The 15,545-nt window shown below is 60.9% G+C and carries 30 protein-coding genes and 1 pseudogene; 17 read left to right on the plus strand and 14 right to left on the minus strand.

The features are described from left to right. From rdgC to MY55_RS23545, 8 genes and pseudogenes are all read right to left on the minus strand, one after another. Positions 1-171, minus strand: a 171-nt coding sequence (gene rdgC / locus MY55_RS22680; protein ID WP_167595298.1) for a recombination-associated protein RdgC, incomplete at its 3' end; no start/stop codon positions are given. A 447-nt stretch (positions 172-618) separates the two neighbouring features. Beyond that, positions 619-1,239: pseudogene (locus MY55_RS24270) on the minus strand (RecT family recombinase); the annotation flags it as partial. Positions 1,240-1,295: 56 nt separating this feature from the next. Further along, positions 1,296-2,234, minus strand: coding sequence for a YqaJ viral recombinase family nuclease (locus MY55_RS13490; RefSeq protein WP_065202504.1), 939 nt, complete (start codon positions 2,232-2,234; stop codon positions 1,296-1,298). A gap of 27 nt (positions 2,235-2,261) precedes the next feature. After that, positions 2,262-2,459 (minus strand): hypothetical protein, encoded by a 198-nt coding sequence (locus tag MY55_RS13495; protein WP_065202505.1) that lies wholly within the window; start codon positions 2,457-2,459, stop codon positions 2,262-2,264. Then, on the minus strand, positions 2,456-2,728 hold the full coding sequence (locus tag MY55_RS23540) for a hypothetical protein (RefSeq protein ID WP_157889309.1): 273 nt from the start codon (positions 2,726-2,728) through the stop codon (positions 2,456-2,458). Before MY55_RS23540 ends, MY55_RS13495 begins: the two co-directional genes overlap by 4 nt. Beyond that, positions 2,728-3,108 carry a hypothetical protein gene (locus MY55_RS13500; protein ID WP_065202506.1) on the minus strand — a complete coding sequence of 127 codons (381 nt, stop codon included), beginning with the start codon at positions 3,106-3,108 and terminating at the stop codon, positions 2,728-2,730. Before MY55_RS13500 ends, MY55_RS23540 begins: the two co-directional genes overlap by 1 nt. A gap of 91 nt (positions 3,109-3,199) precedes the next feature. Further along, on the minus strand, positions 3,200-3,451 hold the full coding sequence (locus MY55_RS13505) for a hypothetical protein (RefSeq protein WP_065202507.1): 252 nt from the start codon (positions 3,449-3,451) through the stop codon (positions 3,200-3,202). 613 nt (positions 3,452-4,064) lie between these two features. Next, positions 4,065-4,253 (minus strand): hypothetical protein, encoded by a 189-nt coding sequence (locus tag MY55_RS23545; RefSeq protein WP_157889310.1) that lies wholly within the window; start codon positions 4,251-4,253, stop codon positions 4,065-4,067. Positions 4,254-4,310: 57 nt separating this feature from the next. Between MY55_RS23545 and MY55_RS22690 the strand changes: the two genes are divergently transcribed. The 7 genes from MY55_RS22690 (at position 4,311) to MY55_RS23550 (ending at position 7,801) form a co-directional block, all read left to right on the plus strand. Continuing rightward, a complete protein-coding gene (locus MY55_RS22690) occupies positions 4,311-4,724 on the plus strand; it encodes a DUF4431 domain-containing protein (RefSeq protein WP_157889311.1) in 414 nt (137 codons plus the stop codon). A gap of 23 nt (positions 4,725-4,747) precedes the next feature. Continuing rightward, positions 4,748-5,191: a hypothetical protein gene (locus tag MY55_RS13510; RefSeq protein WP_157889312.1), complete on the plus strand. Its 444-nt coding sequence runs from the start codon at positions 4,748-4,750 to the stop codon at positions 5,189-5,191. Positions 5,192-5,273: 82 nt separating this feature from the next. Then, positions 5,274-5,399 (plus strand): hypothetical protein, encoded by a 126-nt coding sequence (locus tag MY55_RS24465; protein ID WP_279625454.1) that lies wholly within the window; start codon positions 5,274-5,276, stop codon positions 5,397-5,399. A 392-nt stretch (positions 5,400-5,791) separates the two neighbouring features. After that, a complete protein-coding gene (locus MY55_RS13515; protein WP_065202509.1) occupies positions 5,792-6,034 on the plus strand; it encodes a hypothetical protein in 243 nt (80 codons plus the stop codon). Positions 6,035-6,251: 217 nt separating this feature from the next. Then, entirely contained in the window at positions 6,252-6,587 is a 336-nt protein-coding gene (locus MY55_RS13520; protein WP_065202570.1) for a helix-turn-helix domain-containing protein, read from the plus strand. Between the two features lie 67 nt (positions 6,588-6,654). Then, on the plus strand, positions 6,655-7,410 hold the full coding sequence (locus MY55_RS13525; protein ID WP_065202510.1) for an autoinducer binding domain-containing protein: 756 nt from the start codon (positions 6,655-6,657) through the stop codon (positions 7,408-7,410). Positions 7,411-7,591: 181 nt separating this feature from the next. Next, positions 7,592-7,801: a hypothetical protein gene (locus MY55_RS23550; RefSeq protein WP_157889314.1), complete on the plus strand. Its 210-nt coding sequence runs from the start codon at positions 7,592-7,594 to the stop codon at positions 7,799-7,801. Between the two features lie 38 nt (positions 7,802-7,839). On the opposite strand, the gene MY55_RS13530 is transcribed toward MY55_RS23550, so the two are convergent. After that, positions 7,840-8,262 (minus strand): helix-turn-helix domain-containing protein, encoded by a 423-nt coding sequence (locus MY55_RS13530; protein ID WP_081284693.1) that lies wholly within the window; start codon positions 8,260-8,262, stop codon positions 7,840-7,842. A 16-nt stretch (positions 8,263-8,278) separates the two neighbouring features. Between MY55_RS13530 and MY55_RS24620 the strand changes: the two genes are divergently transcribed. From MY55_RS24620 to MY55_RS13540, 3 genes are read left to right on the plus strand one after another with little or no spacing between them, the layout of a single operon-like run. Beyond that, on the plus strand, positions 8,279-8,491 hold the full coding sequence (locus tag MY55_RS24620) for a Cro/CI family transcriptional regulator (RefSeq protein WP_425266107.1): 213 nt from the start codon (positions 8,279-8,281) through the stop codon (positions 8,489-8,491). 53 nt (positions 8,492-8,544) lie between these two features. Continuing rightward, entirely contained in the window at positions 8,545-8,964 is a 420-nt protein-coding gene (locus MY55_RS13535; protein ID WP_076098280.1) for a phage regulatory CII family protein, read from the plus strand. After that, complete coding sequence (locus MY55_RS13540) at positions 8,957-9,487, plus strand: DNA N-6-adenine-methyltransferase (RefSeq protein WP_065202512.1); 531 nt, start codon at positions 8,957-8,959, stop codon at positions 9,485-9,487. The genes MY55_RS13535 and MY55_RS13540 overlap by 8 nt, the downstream gene beginning before the upstream one ends. 153 nt (positions 9,488-9,640) lie before the next feature. Here MY55_RS13540 and MY55_RS22700 read toward each other — a convergent pair whose 3' ends face one another. Beyond that, positions 9,641-10,300: a DUF4145 domain-containing protein gene (locus tag MY55_RS22700; RefSeq protein ID WP_081284695.1), complete on the minus strand. Its 660-nt coding sequence runs from the start codon at positions 10,298-10,300 to the stop codon at positions 9,641-9,643. Here MY55_RS22700 and MY55_RS23075 point away from each other — a divergent pair. The 5 genes from MY55_RS23075 (at position 10,299) to MY55_RS13570 (ending at position 13,218) form a co-directional block, all read left to right on the plus strand. Beyond that, a complete protein-coding gene (locus tag MY55_RS23075) occupies positions 10,299-10,514 on the plus strand; it encodes a hypothetical protein (RefSeq protein ID WP_065202514.1) in 216 nt (71 codons plus the stop codon). The two genes, MY55_RS22700 and MY55_RS23075, sit on opposite strands and share 2 nt — an antisense overlap. Continuing rightward, the gene (locus tag MY55_RS24080; RefSeq protein WP_065202515.1) at positions 10,511-11,350 is read left to right on the plus strand and encodes a hypothetical protein; all 840 of its coding nucleotides are present in this window, start codon (positions 10,511-10,513) and stop codon (positions 11,348-11,350) included. The genes MY55_RS23075 and MY55_RS24080 overlap by 4 nt, the downstream gene beginning before the upstream one ends. After that, complete coding sequence (locus tag MY55_RS13560; RefSeq protein WP_065202516.1) at positions 11,331-11,918, plus strand: hypothetical protein; 588 nt, start codon at positions 11,331-11,333, stop codon at positions 11,916-11,918. The genes MY55_RS24080 and MY55_RS13560 overlap by 20 nt, the downstream gene beginning before the upstream one ends. 336 nt (positions 11,919-12,254) lie before the next feature. Continuing rightward, a complete protein-coding gene (locus MY55_RS13565) occupies positions 12,255-12,698 on the plus strand; it encodes a RusA family crossover junction endodeoxyribonuclease (RefSeq protein WP_047236661.1) in 444 nt (147 codons plus the stop codon). A gap of 31 nt (positions 12,699-12,729) precedes the next feature. Then, the gene (locus tag MY55_RS13570) at positions 12,730-13,218 is read left to right on the plus strand and encodes a hypothetical protein (protein ID WP_065202517.1); all 489 of its coding nucleotides are present in this window, start codon (positions 12,730-12,732) and stop codon (positions 13,216-13,218) included. 8 nt (positions 13,219-13,226) lie between these two features. On the opposite strand, the gene MY55_RS13575 is transcribed toward MY55_RS13570, so the two are convergent. The 3 genes from MY55_RS13575 to MY55_RS24020 are packed head-to-tail and all read right to left on the minus strand — an operon-like array spanning position 13,227 to position 14,035. Next, positions 13,227-13,691 (minus strand): hypothetical protein, encoded by a 465-nt coding sequence (locus MY55_RS13575; protein WP_065202518.1) that lies wholly within the window; start codon positions 13,689-13,691, stop codon positions 13,227-13,229. Beyond that, positions 13,681-13,881 carry a hypothetical protein gene (locus MY55_RS13580; RefSeq protein WP_065202519.1) on the minus strand — a complete coding sequence of 67 codons (201 nt, stop codon included), beginning with the start codon at positions 13,879-13,881 and terminating at the stop codon, positions 13,681-13,683. Before MY55_RS13580 ends, MY55_RS13575 begins: the two co-directional genes overlap by 11 nt. After that, positions 13,874-14,035, minus strand: a complete 162-nt coding sequence (locus MY55_RS24020; RefSeq protein ID WP_167595299.1) for a hypothetical protein — start codon at positions 14,033-14,035, stop codon at positions 13,874-13,876. The genes MY55_RS13580 and MY55_RS24020 overlap by 8 nt, the downstream gene beginning before the upstream one ends. A gap of 239 nt (positions 14,036-14,274) precedes the next feature. Here MY55_RS24020 and MY55_RS13585 point away from each other — a divergent pair, with 239 nt between their 5' ends. Beyond that, positions 14,275-14,475, plus strand: coding sequence for a hypothetical protein (locus MY55_RS13585; protein WP_065202520.1), 201 nt, complete (start codon positions 14,275-14,277; stop codon positions 14,473-14,475). Between the two features lies 1 nt (position 14,476). Here MY55_RS13585 and MY55_RS13590 read toward each other — a convergent pair whose 3' ends face one another. Continuing rightward, positions 14,477-14,701, minus strand: a complete 225-nt coding sequence (locus MY55_RS13590; protein WP_065202521.1) for a hypothetical protein — start codon at positions 14,699-14,701, stop codon at positions 14,477-14,479. A 155-nt stretch (positions 14,702-14,856) separates the two neighbouring features. Between MY55_RS13590 and MY55_RS13595 the strand changes: the two genes are divergently transcribed. Then, positions 14,857-15,480: a hypothetical protein gene (locus MY55_RS13595; protein ID WP_208856045.1), complete on the plus strand. Its 624-nt coding sequence runs from the start codon at positions 14,857-14,859 to the stop codon at positions 15,478-15,480. Positions 15,481-15,545 lie beyond the last annotated feature (65 nt).

Raw genomic sequence — 15,545 nt, forward strand, 5'->3', positions numbered from 1 at the left:
TTCTGCGTAGACAGGCGCGTCCAGGTGGCCGGCCGGGGCCACCCAGCCTTCGCTGAACCAATCCAGGCCCATGCAGGGCTGGAACGGGCGCCGCTCCAGCGCCGCAGAGAGGGTGGACTGGTCAACGGTGTCGGCCAGACGGTAGAACGACAGCTGTTTGAACCAGGCCATGGCTTACTCCCCCACCAGCGCGCCGCGGCGCGCCTGGTACATCTGGCTCAGCTCTTCGAAATCCGCGCCGTCAGCGATGCTGCTGAATTCGTCGGCCAGAAGGTCCAGCGTGTCCACGTCCTTGCAGTTGGCGATGCGGGTCTTGAAGCCGGTGAGGTCGAATCCTGAAGCCTGGCCTGCAGGCACCTGCGCCGCCGCTTGCGCGCGGAGTTCTTCAACGCGCAACTGGTAGTGCTCCGCGGCGACTGCGTATTCCTGCTCGCCCAGCTTGCTCGCCAGCTCCTTCGCTGCCTGCATCTGAGCCTTGCCGCCAGCTGTGCTGATAGCCCGCAGAACATCGTCCAGGCTCGGCCCCGGCAGCGCGGTCGGCACCGGCTTCGCGCCGAGCTTCTGCTTGAGCTGGCTGGCGCGGGAGGAAGACGCCGCAGCAGCCGGCGCGCTGTTGGCACGCGGCGTAATGTCGCGCTCCTCTGGCGCAACGACTTCCAGCTCATCAGGCGTGTAGACGCCCAGCAGCACGTCCGAGGCATAGAGCCTCGACCAGCGCTTCTGCGACAGATAGGCCAGCTGCTGCTTCGGATCATCGGCCCACAGGGTGGAATTGCGAGTTCGAGCCTGCGCGAGCAGCAGCTCCAGAACCCGCGGTTCAGTTTCACCCTTCAACGTTGCCCAAACTCGTACACCCAGGCCTTCCTCGTCCGCGAGCTTCCAACCAGGCACGCGATACTCACCCTTGTCCCCCTTGCGGATATCGAACTTGCCGATCACCTTGGTCCAATCGCCGAACCACTCAAAGTGGAATCGCCCCGTAGTCACGCCGCTGGTATTGATCACGGCGGCCACCAGTTGGGCCTCGTAGCCCAGCGTGCCATTGACGAGGTGGGTCTTCTGCGCCACGGCGAACGGGTTCATCCGCCACTGCATGGACTGCATCACGACTGCCAAGCAGTCCCCGGAGTTGTTCCGGAGATGCTGAGGAATCGTTGCCTTGCCACTGGCCATAATCTCCGCCAGGCGCATCATGCGGTCGATGCTGCCGTCGTCCAGCACCAGCGCGGTGGTCGACGTCTGGTGGCCATGGTAGGCCGGCACGTCGGTAATGCTTTCGTGTTCGATAATGGCGCTCATGCGGCCTCCTTGGCTTTCTTGAATCGGAAATCGATATAGGTAACGGGGTCAACGGTGTACGCACCGCGGGTGATCGCCTTGCGGGTGAACTGCGAACCGTCCGGCAGCTTGCCGATAGCGGCATTGCCCATCAGGTGCAGCAGGTGGTTCTTGGCGCCGGTGGCGATGCTGTCGTACAGCTTGACCTGCTCTTTCGCCTCGGCCAGCACCTGCTGCCAGTGCAGCGCGCTATCCGGCAGCACGATCTCGCTGCCGTCGGTGCCGGGGTAGAGCTTGGCCAGCAGGTCCGGTGTGGTGTCGTGGTCGTAGTCCATCTCCGGCGCACTGCCGCTCTGCACGCGCTCCCAAAACTCGCCCTCCTGCTCGATCATTGCGGTGATCAGCTCGTCGTCGCGCTTGATCGGGTAGATGCGGAACTCAGGCCCGGACAGCAGGACGGCCAGGTCGATCTGCTCGGCGTCGGTGACTGCCAGGTAGTGCTGGCACTGCGCCATATAGGTCATCGGCACTTCGTCGGAGCCGTCCGGCCCCCATGCCGATTTGTCGATGAACCGGCCCAGCGCGGTTTTGCACTCCAGCAGGTGGCGGGTGCGGATCTCGCCGCGGTGCTGCGGGCGCTTGTCGCCCTCCCAGACCAGGCGGTCCAGATTACCCAGCATGAACGGGTGCTTGGGGTGGCGCAGCGTGGTGGTGCAGCGCTCGACGCGGCGGCCGGTGCGCCGGCTGTACTCCTGCGCGACGATGTCTTCCAGCACGTTGCCGAAGTGGACGGCTTCCTTCTCGCTGATGTCGTCCGGCTCGATCTCGCCGCGCTTCTCCAGATAGAGCTGCAGCGGGGTCTTATACGGGTTCACGTTCAGCACGGTGCCGGCGTCGCTGCCGCCGATGCCGGTATTGCGCAGCGCGAGCCATTCCTCGCGGGATGTGGCGGTCATGGTGGTTGCTCCATGAAAAAAGGCCGCTCAGGCGGCCTTGTCGTTTATCGGGTCTTCCCCTGCCAGCTCGCGCGCCATTCGGCGCTGCCAGGCGTCATCACGCCGTCGTTTCTGTTCAGGGGTCAGCTGTTGCTGCGTGCGCGGCAGCGAGCCGAACAGCTCGATCTCGTTGGAGAGCCGGCGCTGCGCGTAGAGGATGCTGGACAGGGTTGTGGTGGCGCTCATGCTGCCGGCCCTTTCACAGCGGCGATGGCGGCCTTGGCATTGGCGAACCAGTCGTCCAGATCGTCCGCCACGGCCTCGGCCACTGCGCGCTCCAGTGCCGCCAGCAGCTGGTCGCGCTGTTCTGCGGTATTGCGGGCGTGGATGATGCTTTGCTCCAGCCTGGACACTGCCTGCTCCGTCTTATGACGAACTTGCCGAGGCAGGCTGCCATAACGAATGCAATCTTGAAGCGCTTCCACCGCTTGCTCTCTTGCTCCCTTGTGCGCCATCACGCCGCCTCCCTCTCATCCTCTTCCGGGTCGTCGCTCTCAACCCGCCGATCCAGCGTTGCCGCCGCCGACGCATCCACAAACGCCCGCGCCGCGCGCGCCAACTGGTCGTAGTGCGGGCCCAGGTCCGTCCTGTCAAACACCCGGCGCAGCAGCTGCTGGCCCAGGTACAGATGCAGCTCGCCCATCAGCTCCGCCGGCGCGCCGCTCAGCAGCATGTCCATGAACGACTCGCCCATGCCGCGGCTGCATTCGATGTCGGAGAGCATCAGATCGGCCTCATGCTCGACGGCCAGCACCAGCCGCTCATCTCGGTCAGCGCTGGAGAGGTGGCGGCACAGGTCATTCAGCACCGCGCAGGAAAGGTTTTGCAGGCTCATTTCAGTTGCTCCGCAATTTGCGCCAGCGTCAGCGCAGAAAAGAAAAGGGCGACCATCAGCAGGCCGCCCAGCGTGTTCTTGATGAAGGCTTTCACTTCCGCGCCCTCCCCCATCCCGACATGACGTAGCCGGGCATCAGGCCGTCAACACGGTCCAGCGCCTCGCCCATGCTGCGGGCCAGAACGATCAGGCCGGCGCGCCGCCGGGTGCGCGGTTGCTGGTAATCGACGCGATAACCCGACAGCCGGCGTGTCGCGTAGCTGGCGGAGTTGGCCGCCTGCAGCTGGCAGGTGTGGACGGTAATCTGTGCGGCGGCCGGCGCCGCGCTAGCGTGGGCGATCATGTTGACCTCCGGGATTGGGCAAAAAGAAGCCCGGCGCGGGGGGGCCGGGCAAACGGGGTAGTACGAGGAGAAGGATGCGGGTGCATCCCTGAGCACCCTGCGGGCAAGATGCTCAGGGATGGGCCGCACACGGCGGCCCGGTGTATCAGCGATTCGGTGCAGGCCCGCCGCGTGCCTGTTTGCTGCTCACACTGAAGCGGGCCGGGCTTGATACCGGCTGCACCCATTCGACAGTCGCGCGTGATCGGTGCGGGTCCGCGGCTACCTACCCTGCGTGTCCTTCCACGCCGCCGCTTCAATGTGCCGCCTCGTGAGAAGCGGCTTGCCGGTTACGTGTCCGGCGTCGCTTGGCATGCGACCGCCTCGTTGCCCTTCGCCGCCCGTGCCATTGGGCCGAATTCAATAGGGTGCGGTAGCTGGCATCAAACTGCGCCTTTCCGTGGGCTACGGCTCACCTCCACCCGTTCGCTTCCTTTGCTCGGTCGCCTGGCCGTGGTCGCCAGCCCATCTACACCACCCGACTCCACTCCCTTCATCTGCATCTTGCGGCCTTGCCGCTTCCCGCTCGCCCTGCAGGTTTCTATCCCCGCCTGACGCCGCTGGTTGCATCCGATCATGTGCCGGCGCTATCCGCCCTCTTCGCCACTGGTTGCTGCCAGGTGGTCACGGTGGGCGGTGTGCCGTCTGCTACTGCGGTTTGTTCAAGATCGTTCCGGCGTGCCGGTGGTGTGAGCGAAATGTAAACCATGGTTTCCATTAACGTCAACCATGGTTTCAATATTTGACTAACTTTGGTTTGCATTTATGCAACACCTCCAGTGCTGTAAAATGACAACGTCAAAACTTGGCGATGATAAAAATGAACAAAAGCTTGGTGATAGCCATCCTTGCCCTGTCAGCTACACCTGCCATGGCTCTTGATGTCCAGTACGACAAAATGGTGGGACTTGCGGGAACGCTGGTGGAAAGGAAGGGGGTTGACTGCTGCACAAACGGTAAAGAAAAAACCGTGACGTTCCCTGCACTACAACTCGATCAGCCGATCAACGCATCGTCAGCAAATGCACAGAATCCAGACCCTGATGAAGTTCCGGAGCAAGGAGTTCGGGTGATGCAGCTGGTTCTGAAGGACAAGGCTCAGTGGAGTGCATTCAAGCAGTTGAAAGGCAAGAGGGTTCGAGTGGAGTGCACCCTATTCCATGCTGCAACTGGCCACCATCTCACCCCGGTGCTGTGTGATGTTATCGGCATTGGCGCACCAGATAGTCTGTAGGAGCGGCGGGAATGAGGACAACAATGGTGATCGTGGCGGCCGCGCTGGCGCTGGCCGGCTGCGCTGAGAAACCGAAGATTGAGGAGTGCTGGTCTGAAGAAGCAAAGACCGTCCTCAAAAAATTGGTTGCAGATGGAGTAATCAAGCAAATTAAAAGCGAAGATCAGACCGGAAGGCTTGATGAGCAACAGCTCCGCAAAGCTTTGAAAATTGAGTTGGGAGCATTCATGGCCGCCGATCGAAACTCTATCGGGGTGCTTCAATGCGGGGCGGATGCAACCTCAACGCTCACCCGGGATGATGGATTGGTGCTAAAAGGTGGTCCTTTCCCCTTTACATTCGGGATATATCCTGCCGAAGAGAAGGGGCCGCTCTATGTAATCCCCAATGGCCTAGCGTTTAACAGCTTGATTCGGGACATGCAGCAGTCCGCCAGCCGTGGCGGGGAGGCTTCTGGCGCGAAGTAAGAAGGCAGGAGTCCTACTGACCAGTACCCACTGCAAGCATGGAGGGAGATTGCCGGTGCTATGCCGAGGTAGTGATCCCCAGGTGACCGCCGCCAACAATCCGCTCTACTACGCCGGCGACGCCGCGGCGCTGGACCCGGCCGGCTGCCGGCTGGTGACGATGCTGCTGGTGCTGGGCGAGTGGGCGTTCTGGTGGGTGGGGAGCTGAGCAGCTACTGCAGCACCAAAAGCAGCAGGAAAATGACAAAGTCAATTCAGCAGGCTATGCCAGAAAGGGAGAGATGGTTATTACACCTGAGTGCCGTTACGGCCATGGACAGCTAGAAGAGATGGAGCGGATCCCCGCGCATCACGCGTGGGGCTATATGGGCGTTTTCCTTACAGAAACTGCAGCGGGCCATCCGCAAGGTAACCCGGCAATCACAACCTCCGTCTCGGGAGGCGTCTTCACGGTCCGCTTATACCGATGCTCCACGTGCGGCTACATTGAAGCGTTCGATGACGTGGTAGACCACAATGGCTGAGAGGAAAATCGTTCCCTTCGACTCGAAAAAAACGCGTCCCCTTGAAGACGGGGGCGGCCCACCCCATAATGGAGACATGGAAGCTCGCGTATCGAAGTTAGAAGCCATCGCAGAAACCACCCGTGACCGCCTAGCGGGGGTTGAGACGCACTTGACCGTCATTGAAAATACGATGGCCACCAAGGACGACTTACACCTGCTGAGGGTCGACCTTCACAAGGAGATCAACGCCCAGACTTGGAAGTTGGTTACCTTCGTCTGCGGCTTCGGATCGGCATTAGTCACCGCTGTCTACTTCATTGCCAAGAACGTAAGCTAGGCGGCAGCCCAACCAGTTTGGCGGGTTTTCCCTTACTTGACCCCGCCGCCGGCCGGCGGCCACACTACTCCCAACGTCAGGCCTGACCCACCACGGTTCGGATAAAAACACCTGGCGCCCCAGCCCGCCTAGCGCGGGCTTTTTCATGGGCGCTACCTGCAAGTTTACCGGCACAACCCGAAGCCATACTGGCATCCCGATGGCCGATGATGCTGCAATGAACGGTAGAGGTGCACGAATCCGAGAGGAAAGAATGGCGCGAAAGTGGTCGCAGACCACCCTGGCGCGCAAGGTCGGCGTCAGCCGCGGAACGATTTCCGACTTGGAAAATGACAACGTACAGGGCACAACGCACATCCTGGACCTCGCCAAAGCGCTGAACCTGACCCCGCAATACATTGAAGACGGCAAAGGATCGCGCCGCCCGGAGCCTACAGCAAGCGCGCCGTATGTCGCCGCCAGCTCCCTTGAGGATTTGGCAGAGAAGCTGCTGGACAAAGGGCCTGATGAGGTTTGGCAGCTAATCCAGCTGCTATTAACCACCAAACGCTAAAAAATCATTAGCGCAGGATATTGCTGCGCCCTGAAATGGCCTAACCTGAACTATCGGGGAGGCCATAATGACTAAATCCATCAGCAATCTGCCGGAGGTCCTGGAGCTGTTCCAGACCAAGCCCGGCTCCGCCGTCTACCTGACGGCCGTTATGCGGCGCATGCTGCTCAAGGTTCGCACGCAACAGGATCTGCACGCCGCGCTGGCGATGATCAAGGTCATCTCGGACGCGCCCACCATCCTGGTAGCGTTTTGCGCGGACAGCGGCCTGCAGCCGTCCACCACCATGAACCTCGGCTGGAGTGAGGGGTGGCTCAGCCGGTATGCCGCGCGGGCCTATCACGAGGTCGACCCCATCGCCTCCGCCCTACCCGGCGTGGCGGTGCCCTGGTCGCACCACCTGATCGGCAAGGTCAGTCCAAACGAGAAATTCCGGGCGTACTTGCGCGATTGCAGCCGATTCGGCATGGACTACGGCATGTCCTACGTCGCCGAATACAACGATTGCCGCATCGTCCTGTCGATGATCGGCAAGCACGTGGAGCAGGATCTGGAGCTGCGCCACACCCTCGAGCTGCTATGCCCCGATGTCACCGACGTCGCCTACCGAGTTTTGGCCGGCCAGCGGGCTACTTCCAAATTGGAAAAAAATCAGCAAATTCTGATAGACCTGATCTGTAACCAAGGGCTTAAAAAAACCGAGGTCGCAGCCGCCCTAGGCATGACTAATCGTGGGGTCGACTATCACTTAAAACAGCTGATGACCCTTTACGGGGCGCGGACTGTGGAGCAACTCATGTACAGATTTGGTGCCTGTGAGTAGCATGAATTTTGCTCATTCTATTTCAATCAATTGATTGAAAACTACGTAGAAATACGCATACATCGTTTTACTTCCGATTCGGAAGTGACCGTTTGTCTAGTCAGTGGGAAAATTTACAGACAACGACATGACGCCCATGCCGGCGCCGGACAAACGCTCGCCACACGAAACGGAGTAGGTTATGAGTTGCAGCAGCAGTACCGCAGAACCTTGCATTCACACCGAAAATTGCCACCACTACAGGCCCGATGATGCGGCCAGAGGCCCCCGGCGGGCGTTCCTAAGCCTTGAAATCGATGAGCATGGCAAGCTGAAACTCATCCATTTTGGTGAGGTGCGATCATTGCTGCATGCGCTGAAGGAAGTATTTGCCAGGGATGGCAAGATTTGAAACGGACGAGATAAAAAGGCGACTGAGAAGTCGCCTTTTTAGTTGGTGAACTTGTCGCTGTTATCTGCCAAGCCCTTGATCACCTCAAGCACCGCATCCGGGCCTTTGGCCTTGATCTGTCTTATCAGTTCTTCAACGGAACTGGCTTCCACGTACCCACCTGCAGACGGCTGCATCTCGCCCCGCCCAAACGCAAGCCACTCTGCGCTGACATTCAATGCGCGGGCCACTTTGTAGAGGTTTTCACCCTCAATCCCCGCATTCGGATTGTTCATCCACTTGTACGCCGCAGGGCGTGACACGCCCACCTGGATCGCCAGCCAGTTGGGTGTTTTTTTGCTTCCGGTTTGCACGCTCAAAGCCTCAAGGGCCTTGCGTATCCGGGTTCCAAGAGTGTTTTCCATGTCAACCAAGGTTAGCGGAATTTTCGCAAACTCAGGATTGCACTTGATGTAAACCATGGTTATCATTCCCAGCATGAGAACAGCTATCGTTGTGACGTACTTCGGGGATGGCCGTGGGGTCAAGTCCCGAATCGCTAAATCGCTCGGGGTCTCCACAGCGGCAGTTGCCAAGTGGGGAGAGCTAGTGCCTGACGGAAGTGCGTATCAGCTGATCAGGCGTTTCCCAGAGCTTGACCGCATGGACAAGGAAGACTGGGCAAAGTCCCCTGGTTCGCGGCCTGAGTGAAGTATGGCAAACCCCTTCCCCCGAAAAAATGATCAAAAAGGACTCCCATGCCCATGAACTGGCGGGACGCGGCACACAAGACCGTGCACAGCGCGGGCGGCTCAAAGGTCATCGCCGAGCGCATGGGCGGCTATGCCGGCGTGATCCGGGCCAAAGCCAACCCGGATGACAACTCCAGATGGTTCGACATGCAGGAGATGGTCGAGCTGATGAGCCTGACCAACGATCACAGGATGCTGGAGGCCCTGGCAGATGAGTTCGGCTACATGCTGACCTCGGTGCCTGAGGAGATCGACTCCGCCGACCGCGGCCTGATGCAGATGATCTCGGACAGCCTCAAGGGACACGACGGCGAGGCGGAGAAGCGCCGCGGCTTGGCCCAGTTGAAGGGGCACGCTGGTGCCGCCCTGCGCCGGAAGATCAACAAGCTGCAGTCATTCCTGGCCGACCTGGCCCAGTTGACCGATGACTGACGCCGCCATCCACTTCCGCAGTGACCGTGACGACTGGGAGACGCCGGCAGACCTGTTTGCCGCCCTCAATGCCGAATTCGGCTTCACGGTGGACGTGTGCGCGACGGAGAAGACGGCCAAATGCGCGCGCTTCTACACGCCGGCCGAGAACGGCCTGGCGCAGGACTGGAGCAATGAAACCGTCTGGATGAATCCCCCATTCGGGCATGTCACCAAGCACTGGATGGACAAGGCCAGGCTCAGCAGCCTACAGGGCGCCACCGTCGTTTGCCTGGTCCCGGCCCGGACGTCGGTTCTTTGGTGGCATCGGAACGTGTTTCTGGCTGCTGAAGTGCGGTGCCTCCGCCCTCGCCTGCAATTCGTGGGCGCAGCACAGAAGGCTCCGTTCGATGCGGTGCTAGTGGTTTTCCGGCCTGGAGACACCCAGGCCAAGCTGATGGCGTACACGCTGCCCGGCGCGCGGAAGCTGAAGCCGGCAACGATTGAGACAGTGGCCGGCCGGCGCCGGCTGAAACAGGTGTAGTAAGCCGCCCGCGGCGTCGCGGGAAAAAACAAAACCCCCGGTCATCGCCGTTGGCGCGGCTCGCGGGGGTTGTTCGGAGGACTTGCGAGGACAAGTATGCACAAGCACAGCGAACAGATCAACCCTTCAGATGTGACCTTAGGCCTACCGCCATCAGGTAGCCGCCTTTGCTCCCCCGTCGTGCTCTTGCTGTCGAGCCAACTCGACTTGCTTGGGCATTGTGTAGAGGTATGTGAGCAAAAACCGGGTGAGTTCATGCATCTGATCGCACAAAGCCTCATCAGCCTCTCCATCCCCATGGATGGCCTCATTACCGTCAAGCCGAAGCTGGTGCGCCCACTCTTGCAAGGCTGGAGTGATTTTATTTTCAGAGGCCAGCTTATCGATTCTCTTTTCCAGCGTCCACGCCTCTATTTCTGGCGCAAATGCCTTCAAAGCCAATTCCATCGTACGGCGATACCCCGCACAGGCAACCGAGTGCAAGCTCGTCTTGCGAGCGCTTGCAGACTCTTCAAATGCCCTTGCAACGTTGCCAGGCAGATGCTCTGGAATCTCCAAAATACCGACTTCCGAGAATACCTTTATCGCACGCAAGAAGGAGGCGGCCTCTCGACTACGAAGGTTCCCAGGGAAGTCTTTGGGGTTAATCGAGTGCACCCATTCAGCAATCGCGCAAATTGGCCCAGAGCACGATGGGCATTGGAAAAAGATGTTCCACCACCCTTGGCGCACTTGGTGCAGGCTCGACCCCACTGCAACAAAACCAAGAGACTTACCGAGACAGTGCGGGCAGTCGTGAAGGAGAACAGCCATGCATAACTCCAATCTGGAAATGATTGTTCAGTATGACGAGGTGATCTCGAATCATATCAAGAACTGGCCCGACCGCGCTCAGGCACTATTGATGCAGCAATACCTTCGTGCCGCAAACAAGGAGGCTTTTGTTGCTGCGCTAATTGGCCAGCTGTGTGTCCGGTCCGCCAGGAGTGCAACTCGAACCTCGCAAGACGCGGAGCAGCAGCCATGAGCAACCAATGGCTCAGACTCTGGCACGACATGCCGAATGACCCCAAGTGGCGGACGATCGCGCGTATCTCCGGACAACCCATCGCCCTGGTGCAAGCCGTCTATCTGCACCTGCTCGTTGATGCGTCACGCAATGTCACGCGAGGTCACGTGACAGTCACGGCGGAAGACCTCGCCAGCGCACTCGACGTGACAGACGAAGACATCGAGGCCGTTTTGGCTGCCATGCAAGGCCGGGTACTGGATGGCCTGGAGCTGTCTGGCTGGGACAAGCGCCAGCCAAAGCGCGAGGACCAAGGCAGTGACGAATCCGGCGCAAAGTCAGCTACAGAGCGGAAAAGAGAGCAACGACAGCGTGAGAGAGAAGCGCGTGACGCCGACATGTCACGTCAATGTCACGACGAGTCACGCGATGTCACGCTAGATAAAGATAAAGACAAGAATAAACCCACCTCACTACGTTCGGTGGGTGAGCGCACGCGTGACACCTCCTCCGGAATCCCCGTCCCTGCAGACCTGCAACCCGACAGAACCAGCCGCCTAAAGGCCGGCGAGCTCCAGCTTGACCCTGACGCCGAGATGGAGCGATTCATCGCCCACCACCAGGCCGCCCGCTCCCTGCGCGCAGATGACACTGCCTGGCAAGCCCAGTACCGCAAGTGGCTGCTGGACCAGCGCCAGTTCAACGCAGACCGCAACCGCGTGACGGACGCCAAGGTCCAGGCCGCGCAGAAGTCCGGCAACACCATCCACGACCAACGCGCCGCCGCCATGGACACCATCGGCGTCGGCCAGCAATACCTGACCGGAGGCAAGCATGCAGCACTCGCAAGTTGACCGCGATGTCGTGAACGACATTTTCCGCAGCCTACGCGGCCGCTTCGGCAATGCGTTCGTGGACAAATTCCGCTCCGGCGAGCGCGTCCCGAAGGACCAGGGGCTGCCGTACGAGGGCATGGACATCGGGCTGCTGGAAGCCATCGACGTGTGGGTCCATGAGCTGCGCAACCTGTCTCCGGCCGACATCCGCCACGGGCTGGAGAGCAAATTCCGCTACCCGCCCAGCGCCGACGAGTTCGTCCAGGCCTGCTGCTCCCGCGATTACGCCCCGCCGGCCAGCGACAGCTACGACGCTCTGCCGGCGCCAACGATGAGCCGCGAAGAAGCCGAGGTTCACATCGCCCAGGTGCACCAGGCGGCCAAGGGCATGCAGTTCCCCAGCGGCCACGGCCAGCGCATGGACAACTGGCTCAAGATCGCCGATGAGGTAGCCCGCGGCGTGTACAAGGGCGGGACGATCGGCAAGCGCTACGCGGCCGAGGCCCTGGCCAAAGCCGGCCGCCCCGTCCCCGAGGCCCTGCAAGCCTACCTGCCGAAAACAAACCCCATGGAGGACGCAGCATGAAACGCATCTCGACCTGGCGCCGCGCCATCGCCGGCGCGCTACTCGTCGCCGCTCTGCTGGCGACCTCCCCGCTGTGGCTGCTGGCTTTGATCCAGCTGAAGCTGGGGGCGCAATGAAACATGGCGTTTGGATTGGCCGCATACCGGCTGAAACTAAATCGGCCTGGGCACACATGCCGTTCGTCGGCCGGCACTGCCTGGCCCACCACTGGACTCGCCTCGATGGCGGCGTGATTCAAAGCGCGTGCGGCCTCGGTGCCGTGGAGACGAATGGAGTCGGTCTGATCCAGGCCCAGGGCGCCGATCGCTGCAGGAACTGCCAGAGGAAAATCAAGAAATGACCGCGATCCGCTTCACCGTACCCGGTACGCCTGTCGGCAAAGGCCGGCCGAAAGTGTCTACGCGCGGCGGCAAATTCGCGCGCATGTACACCCCCGAGAAAACCGCCAGCTATGAGGGGATGATCGCCCTCGCCGCCCAGGCAGCCATGGCCGGCCGCGCACCGCTGACCGGACCCGCGGACGTCACCATCCACATGGTGCTGCCGATCCCGACCAGCTGGAGCAAACGGAAACAGGCAGCGGCCCTCACCAACCAGGTATACCCGACCAAAAAGCCGGACGCCGACAACGTGGTCAAGGCGCTGTTTGACGGCATGAACGGCGTGGTGTGGGTGGATGACGTCCAGGCCTGCGACATCGTGGTGCGCAAGCGGTACGGCGCCACGCCGGGAGTGACAGTGCAGGTCCAGGAAATCCAGGGCGCGCTGTTCGCGGCCTGAGCAGAAGATTCAACGAAACAGGGGGGGTGATATGCAGTTTTCCACGGTTCGCGCGCTGGTGGGCTGGGCGTTTCAGATCGAGACCACCAGCATGGTCAAGGTGCAAAAATTCGGCGAGGCCGTGGCGCCGGCGTTTGATGGCCTGTCACCCCACGACCTCAAGGCGCAGTCGGCGATGGTCATGGCCAAGATCAGCCGGCTGCCGTTCGAGCAGCGCGCCGTGCTGTGGGCACTGCACGTCCAGCGCGAGACCGAGATGGTCTACCTGACCACGCACACCCCGGGCAAGTACGGCTACAAGACCGACCTGGACATCATCCGCACGTGGGCCACCGGTGAGGGGCCAGGCTGCCGCGATCTGGGCGACCGGCACGGCCTCAGCCACATGACGCTGCACCGCTACGGTAAAGGCGTCGTGGCTCAGCTGGAGCGCATGATGAATCAGGCTTATGCGGCGCTGGAAGGGCCGATGGCGGAGGTGCTGGATAGGCTGTGCTATGTGGAGCGGAGGACGGCCTGATGACGCCGCTACAGGGCCGAGCAGTCTCGCCCAGCAACACCTAGCCGGCCCGCGCGAATCGATATTGCCTCAGCAGAGCGTCCTGGCAATTGGGATACCAGGCCGACGGCGCCCACCACTGCATAGTGGGCGCAAATGATCTGGTCCTCAGCCAGGGACCACCGCGCCAATCGCGCATTGCCTGGTCGGCGGCTGCCGGCGAGGTTCGCGAGGCGCAGCAGGATCAGTACTCTATCCCGCGTACTGAGCGCGCGGTGGGTGGCGAGGCCGGGTGCTGTCCGCCATGACTCGGCGGTGTTCTGCGACACCATGGCCACCTCGGCCAGCTGGGCATTGGTCAGCGGCGCGCCGGTGCGGTGCATAAACCAGACCCGCAGGCCGTCGAGGAATTCCATCTGCCCGAACGCGGCGGCACTCTCTGGGGTGGGGGGTGGCAGGTGGGCATGCCAGTTCCAGCCGCTGTTATTCCCCATCGAGCCCAGCCTCTGCCTCTCGTGCAGCGCGAATGATGGCGCGGACGCGGGCGGCGCCCACGTCCTGACACCACTTTTTGTCATCTGGCGTCATCGCGATGGAATGGGGGACAAGGCCGATCGCTCCATCCTCGGCCTTGCGGCCGGCACCCTTGCGAGCGCCGCCGCGGTTGTCTTTCTGCTCATTCATTCTCGGGGCCAAACGCTTGAACTTGCAGAGCCACCTTGTCTTCGGTGCTCATTGCATTGAACTCTTCTTCGGTCATTTCAGCAGCGGTGTCAAAGTACTCTCCCCACAGTTGGAAGTCGGAGGCGATTTGTTCGTAGGTGTGGTTGGCAGACATCTCTTTTCTCCGGTTGGTTGCTGTTTCGTCCTGCTATGTTTGAATAATATATCAATCAAAATGGCATAGCAAGCCGGTTTTGCAGAGAATCACCGGACTGTGGTTTTTACGTAGCGCTTGACATGCCGGATGTTACAGAACTACCATTTTTGCAGCAGCCCGAACTACGTCCAGAGTTCGGGCTGTTTCCATTTCCGGCCCCGCCACTGCGCGGGGCTTTGTCGTTTCCGGAGCCCACCATGCACATGGAACACGCCCGCGCCGTCCTCGACGCCTGCCACCTGCGCGAAGGCCAGCATGTGCTGATGGCCTCCGGGCGCGCCGCCAGAGTAGGAGAAATCGGACCTACTACCATCCGCTTCGATTACTTCGAGCGGCTGAGCAAGGAAGACTACATCATCATCCCCCGCCACCGCGTGCCGGAGATGGTCCGGGTGTAGATCAGCCCAGGAACGTCTCCAGCGAGCCCAGCACCACAACGGCCAGCGTGCTGAACTCGAACGCCAGGGTGCGGTAGCGCTTGCGCATGTGCATCGGGTACTCCATCAGCGCCATGCGGTGGTCGACGTAGAACGCCGCGAAGGCGCCGACCGCGCAGGCAATCAGCAGCAGCGCGCCCAGGCGAATGAATGACAGAACGAATGGCGTAACATCGAGCAGGTCCATATCGGCTCCAGGTTGTTTAGCCAGAGCGTAGCAGTCCGCCGCCCTACCCAACCCCGTCCGACGGGACAGCTCTTACGGCACTCAGAACAAACATGCCTACCCCTTTCATCTCCGTAAGTTCGAATGCCAAAGCTTTGCGCAGGAAACTGACGTTGATGCAGCGCGACCAGCTGCCATTCGCTACAGCACAGGCCTTGACCGTAGTTGCCAAGACCGTTCAGGCCGCCGAATCCAAACAGATCGCCAGCAAGTTCAAGAACCCCACTCCATTTACCCGCAATAGTGTCGGAGTGCGCGCGGCGCGAAAGAGCAATCAAGAGGCGATGGTTTTTATCAAGGACCAAGCCGCTCGATATCTGGCACCGTATGAGTCCGGCGGCGAACACGTGCTGAACAGCAAAGCGCTACTGAACCCGAAGGACATCAAGAAGAACGCTTACGGCCAGCTGTCACGGGGCACCTTGGCGCGACTAAGAGCCAGACCAGACATTTTCATTGGCAAGGTCAAGACTAGGCGCGGCATCGTCGATGGCGTGTGGCAGCGACCAGTTGATCCCCGGCGCGTGACGCTACTTAACGGCAAACGCAAGAAGCTGCGCGGTCTGAACGAAGTGATGGATGACAAGCGCGGTCACCTGAAACTGCTGATCCGATTCGGCGATGCGCTGCCGGTGGACATCCATCTGGGCTACCACGAACTGGCCATCGCCCAGGTCAACAGGCACTTCAACCGCGAGATGGGGCACGCGCTGGCCAGGGCCCTGGCGTCGGCTCGGTAGGCCCCGGGCGGGTCCTTCCGTAGGGGTGGAGTTCCACGGGCATTGCGCACCGCGATTCTCCCCCA

Origin of the sequence: Chromobacterium subtsugae (assembly GCF_001676875.1) — a bacterium.
Classification (GTDB): domain Bacteria; phylum Pseudomonadota; class Gammaproteobacteria; order Burkholderiales; family Chromobacteriaceae; genus Chromobacterium; species Chromobacterium subtsugae.

Bases quoted from the DNA above. Each gene is read 5' to 3' on its own strand.
- MY55_RS13525 (WP_065202510.1), top strand. From the start codon at position 6,655: ATGACTAAATCCATCAGCAATCTGCCGGAGGTCCTGGAGCTGTTCCAG.
- MY55_RS24620 (WP_425266107.1), top strand. From the start codon at position 8,279: ATGAGAACAGCTATCGTTGTGACGTACTTCGGGGATGGCCGTGGGGTC.
- MY55_RS13530 (WP_081284693.1), bottom strand. From the start codon at position 8,262: ATGGTTTACATCAAGTGCAATCCTGAGTTTGCGAAAATTCCGCTAACC.
- MY55_RS23540 (WP_157889309.1), bottom strand. From the start codon at position 2,728: ATGGCGCACAAGGGAGCAAGAGAGCAAGCGGTGGAAGCGCTTCAAGAT.
- MY55_RS22690 (WP_157889311.1), top strand. From the start codon at position 4,311: ATGAACAAAAGCTTGGTGATAGCCATCCTTGCCCTGTCAGCTACACCT.
- MY55_RS13500 (WP_065202506.1), bottom strand. From the start codon at position 3,108: ATGAGCCTGCAAAACCTTTCCTGCGCGGTGCTGAATGACCTGTGCCGC.
- MY55_RS13540 (WP_065202512.1), top strand. From the start codon at position 8,957: ATGACTGACGCCGCCATCCACTTCCGCAGTGACCGTGACGACTGGGAG.
- MY55_RS13560 (WP_065202516.1), top strand. From the start codon at position 11,331: ATGCAGCACTCGCAAGTTGACCGCGATGTCGTGAACGACATTTTCCGC.
- MY55_RS24020 (WP_167595299.1), bottom strand. From the start codon at position 14,035: ATGTCTGCCAACCACACCTACGAACAAATCGCCTCCGACTTCCAACTG.
- MY55_RS13565 (WP_047236661.1), top strand. From the start codon at position 12,255: ATGACCGCGATCCGCTTCACCGTACCCGGTACGCCTGTCGGCAAAGGC.
- MY55_RS23075 (WP_065202514.1), top strand. From the start codon at position 10,299: ATGCATAACTCCAATCTGGAAATGATTGTTCAGTATGACGAGGTGATC.
- MY55_RS13495 (WP_065202505.1), bottom strand. From the start codon at position 2,459: ATGAGCGCCACCACAACCCTGTCCAGCATCCTCTACGCGCAGCGCCGG.
- MY55_RS13490 (WP_065202504.1), bottom strand. From the start codon at position 2,234: ATGACCGCCACATCCCGCGAGGAATGGCTCGCGCTGCGCAATACCGGC.
- MY55_RS24080 (WP_065202515.1), top strand. From the start codon at position 10,511: ATGAGCAACCAATGGCTCAGACTCTGGCACGACATGCCGAATGACCCC.
- MY55_RS13595 (WP_208856045.1), top strand. From the start codon at position 14,857: ATGCAGCGCGACCAGCTGCCATTCGCTACAGCACAGGCCTTGACCGTA.
- MY55_RS22700 (WP_081284695.1), bottom strand. From the start codon at position 10,300: ATGGCTGTTCTCCTTCACGACTGCCCGCACTGTCTCGGTAAGTCTCTT.
- MY55_RS13520 (WP_065202570.1), top strand. From the start codon at position 6,252: ATGAACGGTAGAGGTGCACGAATCCGAGAGGAAAGAATGGCGCGAAAG.
- MY55_RS13575 (WP_065202518.1), bottom strand. From the start codon at position 13,691: ATGGGGAATAACAGCGGCTGGAACTGGCATGCCCACCTGCCACCCCCC.
- MY55_RS13580 (WP_065202519.1), bottom strand. From the start codon at position 13,881: ATGAATGAGCAGAAAGACAACCGCGGCGGCGCTCGCAAGGGTGCCGGC.
- MY55_RS13505 (WP_065202507.1), bottom strand. From the start codon at position 3,451: ATGATCGCCCACGCTAGCGCGGCGCCGGCCGCCGCACAGATTACCGTC.
- MY55_RS13535 (WP_076098280.1), top strand. From the start codon at position 8,545: ATGAACTGGCGGGACGCGGCACACAAGACCGTGCACAGCGCGGGCGGC.
- MY55_RS13570 (WP_065202517.1), top strand. From the start codon at position 12,730: ATGCAGTTTTCCACGGTTCGCGCGCTGGTGGGCTGGGCGTTTCAGATC.
- MY55_RS23550 (WP_157889314.1), top strand. From the start codon at position 7,592: ATGAGTTGCAGCAGCAGTACCGCAGAACCTTGCATTCACACCGAAAAT.
- MY55_RS13590 (WP_065202521.1), bottom strand. From the start codon at position 14,701: ATGGACCTGCTCGATGTTACGCCATTCGTTCTGTCATTCATTCGCCTG.
- MY55_RS13585 (WP_065202520.1), top strand. From the start codon at position 14,275: ATGCACATGGAACACGCCCGCGCCGTCCTCGACGCCTGCCACCTGCGC.
- MY55_RS23545 (WP_157889310.1), bottom strand. From the start codon at position 4,253: ATGCAAACCAAAGTTAGTCAAATATTGAAACCATGGTTGACGTTAATG.
- MY55_RS13515 (WP_065202509.1), top strand. From the start codon at position 5,792: ATGGAAGCTCGCGTATCGAAGTTAGAAGCCATCGCAGAAACCACCCGT.
- MY55_RS13510 (WP_157889312.1), top strand. From the start codon at position 4,748: ATGGTGATCGTGGCGGCCGCGCTGGCGCTGGCCGGCTGCGCTGAGAAA.